The sequence below is a fragment of the Shewanella sp. genome, from assembly GCF_047975355.1.
GTDB lineage: Bacteria > Pseudomonadota > Gammaproteobacteria > Enterobacterales > Shewanellaceae > Shewanella.
In genome coordinates this window covers 1-11,214 of record NZ_JBKEDJ010000073.1, presented here as the reverse complement: position 1 = coordinate 11,214, position 11,214 = coordinate 1, and the positions used below count along the sequence as shown (strand labels likewise).

The window sequence follows — 11,214 nt, the reverse complement described above, 5'->3', positions numbered from 1 at the left end:
CACTGCAATTGGACAAGCGCCTTGGCCTAAACAACCAAAATCAGCAACAAAATATTAGCATTGACGATCAAATTGTTGAGCTTAAAAACAACATTGATAGATTGGCAGCGAATGCGAGCAGTTTTCAGCAGGCGCAGCTCGATTTTGAAGAAAACAAAAAGGTCATCGACCACGGCTTAAAAGAGTCCGCTAAGCCTTTAAAGCTGGATAAAGCCACAGATCTCAACCAGCAAGCCTCGATGGCTTATTTACGACTGTCGGAATTAAAAGAGAGCGAAACGGCTCTAGGCAATCAAGTCAGCGAACTGTTGCAACGCCACAATCAGCTGCCCTCCGTCATCGCCAACGCCAGGCAGAATGTGCTGCAAAATAAGAAAACCGACTTGGCCCCACTGGATACGCCAACGGGCGAACTACAGCAAACGCAGCGGATTTTCTTCGAGCAAAGCCTCGCCACTAACGAGGCCGAGCTGGCCAGCAGCCAAAAGCGCATCGAACTCACCCAGTTGCAGTTACAGTTGGTTCGCCAGCAATTGAGCCAACAGGAAGCCTTTATTGAAACCATCAATAAGGCGATGAATAAACAGCGTCAACAACAAACCGATGCAACCCTGGCGAAGAATTTAGTGGATACCGCCAAGGTCGTGGATCCTGTGACCCGCAATATTGCCGACACTAACCAAATCTACGGCCAAAAACTCCAAACCTTAACCTTGCAAATCAACAATGTGGTTGAACAGCAAGAGCAGGCCGAACTGCAATATCAATCCCAAGCCAAACAGCTGGCGAATATCCAAGAGCAAATCACTTGGGTGAAAATGAACTCCGCCTTTGGCGAGCGTTTTTTGCAGATGCTGCAATCTCTGCCTAAGCCGCCAAACCATGAGAAGCTGCAAACGCTGATCGCCGATGCTCGCCTCGATAGATACCACCTCGAGCAACAACAGGCACTTAACGAGCAAGAGTTAGAGCAGACCAACCTCTACAACGAGGGACAGATTAAACTGCTGCGCTCGCAACAGGCGCTGCTGACGCAATTGATGCAGAGTTATGACCAATATTTGAGTGAACTCGGCAAACTCAAAGTCAATTATCAGCAACTTAGTCAGCAGCATCTGACCTTAAAAAACACCCTCAACGAGCATTTGTTTTGGGTCCCCAACGCCGCGAGCATGAACAAACTCTGGCTCACCGACGTGCAGCGCAGCGCCCTGTGGCTTATCCAAGAGGCGCAGTGGGGACAATTGGGCAAAGCCTGGCAGGAGCAAAATGACTACTGGTCTTGGTGGATCATTCTGTTAGTGCTCTGCTTAGTGATCCAAGATTTAATCCGGCCTAAGTTCAAACGCTTACTCACTCATTACGTTGCCTACGTGGGTAATGTGACTCAGGATAAATTTATTTATACCTTCAAATCCTTAGTCTTGAGCCTAGGTTACGCCTTGATTAAACCGCTGCCCATAGTCGCAGCGGGATGGATTTTCTATCAATCCGATCGTAACTTTGTGCAGGCCGTCGGCATGGGGATTTTAGCGATAGGTTTAGTTTACCTATTGTATCGATTGATTTTTATCCTCGCCCTCGACAATGGGGTCTTGGTCGGCCACTTCAAACGCCCCTCAAAACTTATTCAGACAGGCCAGCTCAGGCTCAAACACTTTGTATTTGTCGCCAGCCCTTTGCTCGGCATTATGGGATTTACCGAAGTCCTCGACGCCTCACTTATCCGTAACAGTATTGGCCGCGGCGCATTTATCTGTTTTTGCGTAGTTTTATTCTTGTTATACAAGGATATCTTGGTGCTAAGTCGCCAAAATAGCGACACTCAAAAGGATGGCAAAAACAAACGACTGCTGCAAAAAATGCTCTGGGCATTGCTGATCTCTGTACCCCTGCTGAGTGCTGTGCTCGCCTTCAGGGGCTACTACTTCACCGCATTCCAAATGCTGTTGCAGTTACAGCTCTCTATCGTATTGGGATTAAGCTTTTTACTGCTTTATCAATTAATTAAACGTTGGATGCTCATCGAGCGACGCCGGATTGCCTTCGACCGCGCTAAGGCTAAGCGGGCTGAACGGTTAGCCCAACGGGAAAAGGGCGAGACACACCATGCCTCGAACGATGGCCTCGACACTTATGAAGAGCCAGTCGTCGATCTCGAAACTATTTCGAGTCAATCCTTAGGCTTAGTCCGCTCTTTATTGCTACTCGCGTTTTTAGCTAGCTTGATCGGCCTGTGGACGCAAACCCATACAGCACTGTTTTCCTTCTTGGATGGCATTACCCTCTGGACCACGAATACCAGCGTTAATGGGGTCGAGCAGCAATTGCCCATCACCATGAAATCGCTGCTATTCGGTTTAGTCATCGTTGGCTTCTCGCTGATGATAGCCACCAATTTACCCGGTCTACTCGAACTGATGATCTTACAGCGGCTAGACCTGACGCCGGGCACAGGCTTTGCCATCACCACAGTAAGCCGTTATTTAGTGGTGTTTTTAGGCCTGCTGATTGGCTTTTCGAATCTAGGGATGGAATGGTCAAAGCTGCAATGGTTGATTGCCGCGCTGTCACTGGGTCTAGGTTTTGGTTTACAGGAGATTTTTGCCAACTTTATCTCTGGCCTGATTATTCTGTTCGAGAAGCCAGTGCGTATTGGCGATACGGTAACGATCCGCGACTTAACGGGAACAGTCAGTAAAATCCAGATCCGCGCTACCACCATCATCGACTGGGACAGAAAAGAAATTATCATTCCCAACAAGGCCTTTATTACCGAGCAATTGATCAACTGGTCGCTGTCGGATCCTATCACTCGTGTCATTGTTTATGTGTCGGTTGCCCGCGATTCAGATCCCGCAAAAGTGGAAGCTACGCTTTATCAGGCGGTGCAAGAATGTGAGGATGCACTGCCAAATCCAGAGCCAGAAGTCTGGTTTGCAGGCTTTGGTAAACATACCCAAGATTATGAAGTACGCGCCTATGCAAAAGATATGTCAGCACGTTGGCCACTGCGCCACGATCTGCATAAACGTATTACTCGTAAGCTCAAAGAAAACAACTTAGAACTCGCCTATCCGCAAATGGAAATCCATCTTAAAAATGGCCAGAATCGCGATCAGGTCGGCATAATCCGCAGTTAATAGGACGAAAATCAGATGCTTATTTTTGCTCACCGTGGTGCCAGTGGTTATGTGGCGGAAAACACCTTAGCCGCCATGGCCAAAGCCATAGAGTTAGGTGCCACAGCCATTGAGCTGGATGTGCATAATGTCGAAGGGGAGTTAGTGGTATTTCACGACCGCAGACTCGACAGTAAGAGCTCGGGCCAAGGTATCATCCATTTAGTCAACAAAGAGTATTTGGGCAAGGTCACAGTCAAAGGTGAGCCGATTCCCGCGCTCTGGCAAGTGCTCGAACTGGTTGCAGGCCGCGCCACAATCAACATCGAACTAAAAGGTGTGAATACGGTAGCGCCGCTACTCGAGCTTTATCCTAAGGCGATTTCTGAGCTGGGGTTCAACGCGGAGCAATTGCTGATCTCATCCTTCAATCATCCCTATTTACAGCAAGTCAAACAGGCGCTGCCACAGGCATTAGTGGCGCCCTTACTTGCCAGTATTCCCCTCGATGGTGCGGCGGTGGTGAGCGAGTTAGCCGCCTATTCCCTGCATTTAGACGTGAGTTTTATCAGCAAGGCCCTAGTGGATGATGCTCACCATAGGGGTGCTAAGGTCTATGTTTACACAGTGGATCACTGTGATGATATTCATGCGCTTAAGCAGCTGGGTGTCGATGGGATCTTTAGCAATTACCCCGACCGTGCCATGCAGGCGCTGTTACAACCCACCAATACGGATTATTGCGGCTACTTCGAATAACCCCATGGCGTGGATTTAGCGGCTTAGGCTTGGCTATTTCGCTGCGCCCAGTAGCCGATAAAAATAAACATGGCGAGTATCAGTAAGAACATCCAATGGGATGGCATGGCAACGATTTGCCTTGCCACCCAAGGCGTAGCTTTAACGATCAGCAGCCCATAGCCAAAGGCATTCACAATAATAAAAACCAAGGTTCGCAGGATAAACGAATGGCCAAGTAAATGCCGCCTAAGGATACGATTCACATCGGCTGAAAACACTAAAATCAAACACACGACCATGGCCGTGGCGATATCGAAGGACCAAGGGCGAAGCATATTTCCTAAATGGCCAATAATGGCGACTAACTGATCAAACATAATCACTCAACCTAAAATAACGCTGCAAAATCAAAACAACTACAGCAGCGTATTGAAAAATAACGACAACCAAGCATAAAGGGAGAATACATGGGGCACAAGTTACTCTTACTGACCAAGGCGAATGAACAGTATCGCCAGCTCATTGAGGCGCAGCAGTTGCCAGGGCTTGAGTTGCTCGATGATAATCCCGCGAATATTGCACAGGCCAATATTTGGCTTGCCGAGCCTAAGCTTGCCGCGCCGCTGGTACCCCATGCCAAACAGCTAAAATGGCTGCAATCCAGTTTTGCAGGCATTGATGCCCTGATGGGCCCAAGAGCAAGAAAAGATTATCAACTCACTAACATTAAAGGCATTTTCGGCCCCTTGATGAGTGAGTATTTGTTTGGTTATCTGCTTGCCCACGTGCGAGGACACCTGTTTTACCAAGCGCAGCAAAGGCAAAAATCTTGGCAAGTGCAAAGTGCTACGCGCAGCAGCTTGCAAGGGATGCGATTATTACTCTTAGGCACAGGTTCTATCGCCCAGCATGTGGCCAAGACAGCTAAGCACTTCGGCATGCATGTTACTGGAATAAACCGCAGCGGCCGTGAGGTCGAAGGCTTTGATACGATCCAGCCGCTCTCGCAGCTCGGGCAATGCTTAAGCCAAAGCGATGTGGTAACCAATTTACTGCCCAGCACCCCAGAGACACGTTTGGTGTTAAATGCAGACATGCTCGCCACGCTCAAAGCCGATGCCATTTTAGTGAATGTGGGCCGTGGTGATGTGCTCGATCTCGATGCCCTCAATACCCAGTTGATTGCGCGTCCTGAACAGCATGCCATTCTCGATGTGTTCACGCAGGAGCCACTCCCTGCGAGTCATCCGATTTGGGAAAGACCCAACACCATCATCACGCCCCATATCTCGGCGCCGAGTCATCCTGAGCAAATTGTGCGTATTTTTAGCGATAACTATCGTCGCTATATCGCAGCTGAACCGCTACAAAATCAGATAGATTTTACTAAGGGCTATTAATCACGGCCGTCTTACTGCCAGAAAAAAGAAAAGGCAATCAGCACGCTGATTGCCTTTCGATTCCGTGCTATAGCGACAACACTCTAGACCTTAAAGCTGCGCTTTAAAAACTGCCCGACCAGCACAGTATGGGAGTCCATCTCGCCTATCACTTCATCATTGAGACTGACCATTTCACAACCCAGTTGATGGCTGGAATGGGTAAATTGCGACACATTCACTACGCTGCGATTCATCTCATTCGCCACGCTCGATTGTTCCTCCACCGCACTGGCAATATGGTGAGTCATATCCGTAATGGTAGTGATCGCCTCACGTATGGTACGCAACGCAGCGCCCGCTAAATCCGCAGTAGTGATACATTCGGCGGCGGCATCCACGCCCTCTTGCATGCTGCGCACAGCCTTGTGGGTGCCTTGCTGCAACAGATTGATCATTGTGTGGATTTCTTTGGTGGCATCATGGGTGCGCTGCGCTAACGCCCGAACCTCATCAGCAACTACGGCAAAACCTCGCCCTTGCTCACCCGCCCGCGCCGCTTCAATCGCAGCATTTAGCGCCAATAAATTCGTCTGCTCGGCAATGCCTTGGATCACATCCAGTACTGTACCTATATCCCGGCTATGCCCTTCTAGCTCTGTAATCACCTGCGAAGTTTCTTGCAACTGCTGCGCCATGGCTTGAATCGACTGAATGGTACTGACAACCGTTTTATCGCCGTTGATTGTCTGCTGCGATGCCATCTGCGAAGCGCTCGCCGCATCGGCGCAGTTAGAGGACATATCCCCAAGGGTCGCCGTCATCTGCTGCATGGCTGTCGCGACTTGTTCAATCTCGGCCAGTTGTGACTGGCTTGTCCCTTGAATTTCTTCGCCTTTCGCCGCTGAAACCTTGGCCTGCTGAGTCACTTTCTCACAGGAATCTCGGGCGCGACCTAACATAGATTTAAGCTCTGAGGTTTGCATTTGCAGCGCAAGATCTATAGCACCCAAATCATCGGATTGCCCCGTGTAGATATGTGCCATCAAAGGGTTGTCGTAGATTTTCTTCGCCTTAGCAACTAGCGCCCGATAACGCCCTAAAATCAGATTGCCACCGATAAAAAGCGCTAGAGCACTGATGGCAAGCGCCACAAATCCCATCGCCCCAATCTGCAGCGCCAAATACAACATGGGCAATAAAGCGACTAAGGCAAGCAGCGCCAACTTAGTCGGCATCTCTAGGGTGCGTTTTAGCGCCTTCACCTGACCGCTTTTATTCAATTCGGCGTAGGCCACTTCCGCTCGCTTTATCTGTTCACGGCTAGGTTTAGTGCGTACCGATTGAAATTCGGCCACTTGCCCATTAACCATAATCGGCGACACATAGGCATCGACCCAATAATGGTCACCATTGGCGCAGCGGTTTTTGACTATGCCTTTCCAAGGCTCACCTTTACGAATGGTTTTCCAAAGATCTTCAAATGCTTGGGGAGGCATATCGGGATGGCGCACCATATTATGGGGTTGTCCCAACATGGCACCAAGCTCGTATCCCGCTACGGTACAAAATGATGGATTGGCGTAGGTGATATGGCTCTTGGTGTCCGTTGTAGACAGCAAAATCCAATCCGCTGGATAGTCGTATTCCCGCTGTGTAACTGGCAAATTCTTTCTCATGATAACCCTTGGATCTATTATAAATTTATTATTCCGTCATCCATGAGTTATCCATCCTTGATCACGTCCAATGACCCATTACAGCTAAAATCATCGTTCCTTTTCTCATCTCCAGAACACAGAGCATAGACCAGAAAATGTGCGATGTGTAACAAAACGGGAAACCAGCACAACAAGTACACCATCAGGATTGCATTTGATAAGCGTTTTCATTTAGAATTAGCTCAATTCGTTTTGGAGTCGAAAAAATGTACGTTTGTCTCTGCCATGCCATCACAGATACGCAAATCAAAAACGCCGTAAGTCAGGGCGATACTAGCCTTGCTGACGTTAAAAAGCGTTTAGGCGTTGCCAATCAATGCGGTAAGTGCGCGAGAATGGCCGTACAAATCATCCAGAACCAACTGGAAATTGAACCTAATTACTACGAAGTCGCTTAACTTAGAGCATCCAGCTCTTTTTCTGTAAAACATACTTTTGTTCCAACTGCTTTTCTTTCTCGCAGGCATCCACATCGTTAGGGTCTGCTGCACAATATCAAGCTTGAAAACTGATATTGCCGCAAACACATGACCCCTTCATAACACATCCCACTCAACCCAAAACCATAAATGCTTTGGGCTCAATGGGATGCACTTGATTATTTGCGTCTTAGTAAATACGCAGCTTCATTCAGCCATGGGACTTCTTTCTTAATAAACCTTGGGTTGTCGGCCAATACATCCTGACAATCCAAGAGTTGGATTTCAAAATCGTCACTTAAGTGTGTCTCCACCCAAGTTGGCGACACCGCAAAAGGCGGCCCACTTAAGGCTTCCTGCGGATAATCTAGGGTGACTAATAAACCTACGCTGCCTAGGGGCAATAACTGCGCTAATTGCTTGGCGTATTGCGCCCGCATGCTCTCTGGCCAAGCAATCAAGGCGGCGCGATCATAAAAACCACTCACCTGCGCCGTAATAGATGGAGGCAAAGTGAAGATATCTCCCTGGTATAAACTGACCTGCTCAGTTTGATAATGCTGATGCTCACCCACTGCACTTTGCTGCATAGGTAATTGGTTATCTTCGAAAAACTGCTGCACTGCGAGTTCATTTAACTCACAACCAATCACTTGATGGCCCTGCTCGGCTAAAAAGCACATATCTAAAGACTTGCCACACAGGGGAACGAAGACTTGCGCCTCGGCGGGCAATGCCAAGGTATGCCAATACTTTACGAGAAAGGGATTGATATCTTGCTGGTGAAAACCAATCAGCTGTTGCTGCCACTTCTCATGCCAAAAACCGGGTTCCATAGGTATATCTCAAATGACTAAAGTTATCCTTACTCTAATGGCATTCACGGGTGGATGCAAAATCTAAGATACCGTAAGTTAATCATAGAGATGTAAACAGTTAATGACTAAGCCAATGCCGTTTGTACCCGGCGCAGCCAAACGCAATTGTCACACTGGCATTGGCGGCGCGACAAATGGTGCGGGCTTAAGGAAGAGTCGATAAAGTCGACGGCAATCAGCAACTGCTGCTTAAGTTCGGCGACGGATTTTTGCTCGACGGCTACCAGCTCATCGTTCTGGTTCATCCAAATACATTCCATGCCCTGGTGGCAAGTGAGACACTGCTCATCGCGATCATTAAAAAATACCGCATGTGGACAATGGGTCACTTCCATTGACTGCAAAATTCGCTTACGCGGAAACTCTAACAACTCGATCAATAAAGCCTTATCTGGGGCGGGCATATGCCCTCCTTTCATCCACTTTGTCCACGGGAAATTTAACAAAAATGTATCCCATCCAATGTGCTTAAGATTACCTAGACTCCATACGATTTAACTTGATATAAATCAAAGTCAGCGACGAAATGATGGGATAGGTAAGCCCTAAAAATCACAAGTTTATCGCGGGCAACACCAGTCACAGCCTCCAACGCCGATTTGCTTATCTGCCTCGCTTACTGTTTAAATAACCAAAACAAGGAGTCGCGCATTGCAAACACCCCAACTACAACATTTTTACATTTCCGAAGAGCAATCCATTTACTTGCTCAAAGCCAACGATGCCCGTAAGCACAAGGCGTGGATCCGTTTATGTAAACAACAGTTAAGTAAGTTGGGTTATCGCGATATTGAGTTTATCGGTAAGGGCGCTTACGGCTTTGTGTTTGCGGGAATTAATCAAGCCGACGAAGCCCACGTATTTAAATTCTCGAGAATTAATCTGCCGCAGCATATTCAAGACCGCTTAGAGGAAGAAGCCTTTATGCTGTCCTTGCTCAAACACCCCAACATTCCGGGGGCGATCAAATTTGAGCGGGTTGGTAAACAAGGGATCTTAGTGATGGAGCGCGCTAAGGGCGAAGATCTCGAGCAGCTTTGCCGCCGCTTAGGCGCCCTGCCCCCCGCCATGGTAATGAACATTGCCCGCCAATTGGCCGATATTCTCTACTATCTGCGCACGGGTAAACCCCTAGTGCATGGCGACATTAAACCTTCAAACCTTGTCTATGATATTGAAAGCCAACATTTATCCTTAATCGACTGGGGCTCGGCCGTATTTGCACAAAGGGATGAACATAACAAAGCCGTCGAAGACAATGTGATGACATTGATGTCGAGCGATCAGCAGCACACCAATGCCCGCATGGGAGACGTGTATTTTATCGGTGAAGAGCAGCTAAATGGCGCGCTCTCAAGCCCGCGTTTCGACGAGCAAGGCGTGGCGGCGACCTTGTATGCCTTGGCCTCTGGACAGGCGAGTCGCTTCGGCGCGCAGGTTATCCCGCCCACCAGCATAGGCTTACCTATGGAGTTGGCTCGCACCTTGGAGGGCATGCTCAGTAGCGATGCCGTGCAGCGCAATCTGGCGGGGGATTATTTTCTCAAAAGCATGCGCCACAGCCATAGAATCCATTTACCCGAGCTGCCCATAACCGAACTGCAGGGCGAAATCCCTGTCTGGGTGCAATCCCGCGAGAAAGATGTCGAAACCGTCAGTTACAGCTCGCGCAAATCCTTTTTAAAGGCACATAACGCCCAGGATCCCATCGTTAAGATGGATGACATTCAGCTCGAAAAATACTATCGCAACTTCTTAGCCGGTATGGGTGATACTGAAAAGGGCTTTATTGCCGCCGTGGGTCGCCTCGGTCAATATCCTATAGTGGGCGGCCTTGCCATCCATTGGCAAGAAACCGGCGTGTTTATCGACTCCAATCTCGCCATTTACGATGCTAAACAAAAGAGTGCGCTCATCATCGCCGTCAATAATATGGTGACGCTCGCGCGCGGAATTAAGCGTATCGGGGTGTTTAAGGCCTGCTTCTTTAACGCTAGGGACACGCTGCATATCGAGCGCGAAAACACCAGCGAACCCTTTGTCGCCAGCGCCGATCTCCAACTGCCCTTCGAGGTGGGTGATGTACCGACCCTCGAAGATAAATCGCGGCTGCACTCTTACTTTGAAGATGGTAAGGATCCGGATGAGAACCTCGAATTACCGGGTGAAATCATGGAGGAATTGGCTCGCATCAACCAAATCCACCACACGGGCTGCATCATTTTTGAGGCCCTGCCGAATCACTTAAAGATCCACAGTTACTTAAAACTACTCAACCCGCGTAAACAGGCGGCGTTTCGCGCCAGCCTCGACCGCATTTTGCATTATGTGGGTAAAATTCAAGGTCATGGAGTATCGGGCTTTATGAAGCTGCCCTATAAAAATACCCGCCGCTTTACCCATATTGAACGTAAAGCCGAGCATTATTATCCTAGAAACCCAAAAGAAATAGGCGCATAACGAATCACCTCGTTAGCGCCTATGATGCTGAAAACCAAACCTTAGATAGGTGAACCCGGCGGCAATCTCAAGGGTTTAGTTATGAGTTTGCTGTTGGCATCAGTCAGCCCTGCACTCAACCCCTGTTGCAACCAAGTGTAGTGGGAGGCCACCTTGGCATTCGCCCGATTGGCTTTGGCTTTAAGCTGTTTCATCACGAATTGGGCCCGCTCGTAAATAGCCGCCTTCACCTCTGCTGAAATTTGCGGATCATGGTAGCTTGATAGGAGTTCATCAATCACCACCGCATTCACACGCATCCACACACCTTCAATCTGAGCGAGTTTATCCTCTTGATAAAGCGTCGCGGCAAACAGCTTATTGAGTAAAGTTTCGACCGAGAGCTGCTCATTATCCGCCATCGCCCCTTGGCTGACGCGATTTAAGCGCTGTGGCATCAACAACTGACTCACAGTATGACGCGCTAACACTTCAGCCATTCCGAGGGGATCGCT

At 48.7% G+C, this 11,214-nt stretch carries 9 protein-coding genes and 1 pseudogene; 5 read left to right on the top strand and 5 right to left on the bottom strand.

Annotated features, from left to right (window positions below; translation table 11 throughout):
• Window positions 1–3,143: mechanosensitive ion channel domain-containing protein (locus ACK5NH_RS17555; RefSeq protein WP_416922151.1), on the top strand; the 3,143-nt coding region annotated here is incomplete at its 5' end.
• 15 nt (window positions 3,144–3,158) lie between these two features.
• Entirely contained in the window at window positions 3,159–3,881 is a 723-nt protein-coding gene (locus ACK5NH_RS17550) for a glycerophosphodiester phosphodiesterase (RefSeq protein ID WP_416922150.1), read from the top strand.
• Window positions 3,882–3,904: 23 nt separating this feature from the next.
• On the opposite strand, the gene ACK5NH_RS17545 is transcribed toward ACK5NH_RS17550, so the two are convergent.
• On the bottom strand, window positions 3,905–4,240 hold the full coding sequence (locus tag ACK5NH_RS17545) for a DUF3392 domain-containing protein (RefSeq protein ID WP_416922149.1): 336 nt from the start codon (window positions 4,238–4,240) through the stop codon (window positions 3,905–3,907).
• Between the two features lie 90 nt (window positions 4,241–4,330).
• Between ACK5NH_RS17545 and ACK5NH_RS17540 the strand changes: the two genes are divergently transcribed.
• On the top strand, window positions 4,331–5,263 hold the full coding sequence (locus ACK5NH_RS17540) for a D-2-hydroxyacid dehydrogenase (RefSeq protein ID WP_416922148.1): 933 nt from the start codon (window positions 4,331–4,333) through the stop codon (window positions 5,261–5,263).
• 83 nt (window positions 5,264–5,346) lie between these two features.
• On the opposite strand, the gene ACK5NH_RS17535 is transcribed toward ACK5NH_RS17540, so the two are convergent.
• On the bottom strand, window positions 5,347–6,921 hold the full coding sequence (locus ACK5NH_RS17535) for a PAS domain-containing methyl-accepting chemotaxis protein (protein ID WP_416922147.1): 1,575 nt from the start codon (window positions 6,919–6,921) through the stop codon (window positions 5,347–5,349).
• Between the two features lie 248 nt (window positions 6,922–7,169).
• Here ACK5NH_RS17535 and ACK5NH_RS17530 point away from each other — a divergent pair, with 248 nt between their 5' ends.
• Window positions 7,170–7,361 carry a bacterioferritin-associated ferredoxin gene (locus tag ACK5NH_RS17530; protein ID WP_416922146.1) on the top strand — a complete coding sequence of 64 codons (192 nt, stop codon included), beginning with the start codon at window positions 7,170–7,172 and terminating at the stop codon, window positions 7,359–7,361.
• 200 nt (window positions 7,362–7,561) lie between these two features.
• On the opposite strand, the gene ACK5NH_RS17525 is transcribed toward ACK5NH_RS17530, so the two are convergent.
• Together ACK5NH_RS17525 and ACK5NH_RS17520 are read right to left on the bottom strand one after the other, a co-directional pair.
• Window positions 7,562–8,218, bottom strand: coding sequence for a thiopurine S-methyltransferase (locus tag ACK5NH_RS17525; protein WP_416922145.1), 657 nt, complete (start codon window positions 8,216–8,218; stop codon window positions 7,562–7,564).
• Window positions 8,219–8,325: 107 nt separating this feature from the next.
• Window positions 8,326–8,664: a hypothetical protein gene (locus ACK5NH_RS17520; RefSeq protein ID WP_011715774.1), complete on the bottom strand. Its 339-nt coding sequence runs from the start codon at window positions 8,662–8,664 to the stop codon at window positions 8,326–8,328.
• A 247-nt stretch (window positions 8,665–8,911) separates the two neighbouring features.
• Here ACK5NH_RS17520 and ACK5NH_RS17515 point away from each other — a divergent pair, with 247 nt between their 5' ends.
• Complete coding sequence (locus tag ACK5NH_RS17515) at window positions 8,912–10,720, top strand: protein kinase domain-containing protein (protein WP_416922144.1); 1,809 nt, start codon at window positions 8,912–8,914, stop codon at window positions 10,718–10,720.
• A gap of 41 nt (window positions 10,721–10,761) precedes the next feature.
• Here ACK5NH_RS17515 and ACK5NH_RS17510 read toward each other — a convergent pair.
• Window positions 10,762–11,214 (bottom strand): annotated as a pseudogene (locus tag ACK5NH_RS17510) (metalloprotease); the annotation flags it as partial.

Excerpts from the sequence above, each read along its gene's own strand:
- ACK5NH_RS17550 (WP_416922150.1), top strand. The coding sequence starts at position 3,159 with ATGCTTATTTTTGCTCACCGTGGTGCCAGTGGTTATGTGGCGGAAAAC.
- ACK5NH_RS17545 (WP_416922149.1), bottom strand. The coding sequence starts at position 4,240 with ATGTTTGATCAGTTAGTCGCCATTATTGGCCATTTAGGAAATATGCTT.
- ACK5NH_RS17540 (WP_416922148.1), top strand. The coding sequence starts at position 4,331 with ATGGGGCACAAGTTACTCTTACTGACCAAGGCGAATGAACAGTATCGC.
- ACK5NH_RS17535 (WP_416922147.1), bottom strand. The coding sequence starts at position 6,921 with ATGAGAAAGAATTTGCCAGTTACACAGCGGGAATACGACTATCCAGCG.
- ACK5NH_RS17530 (WP_416922146.1), top strand. The coding sequence starts at position 7,170 with ATGTACGTTTGTCTCTGCCATGCCATCACAGATACGCAAATCAAAAAC.
- ACK5NH_RS17525 (WP_416922145.1), bottom strand. The coding sequence starts at position 8,218 with ATGGAACCCGGTTTTTGGCATGAGAAGTGGCAGCAACAGCTGATTGGT.
- ACK5NH_RS17520 (WP_011715774.1), bottom strand. The coding sequence starts at position 8,664 with ATGCCCGCCCCAGATAAGGCTTTATTGATCGAGTTGTTAGAGTTTCCG.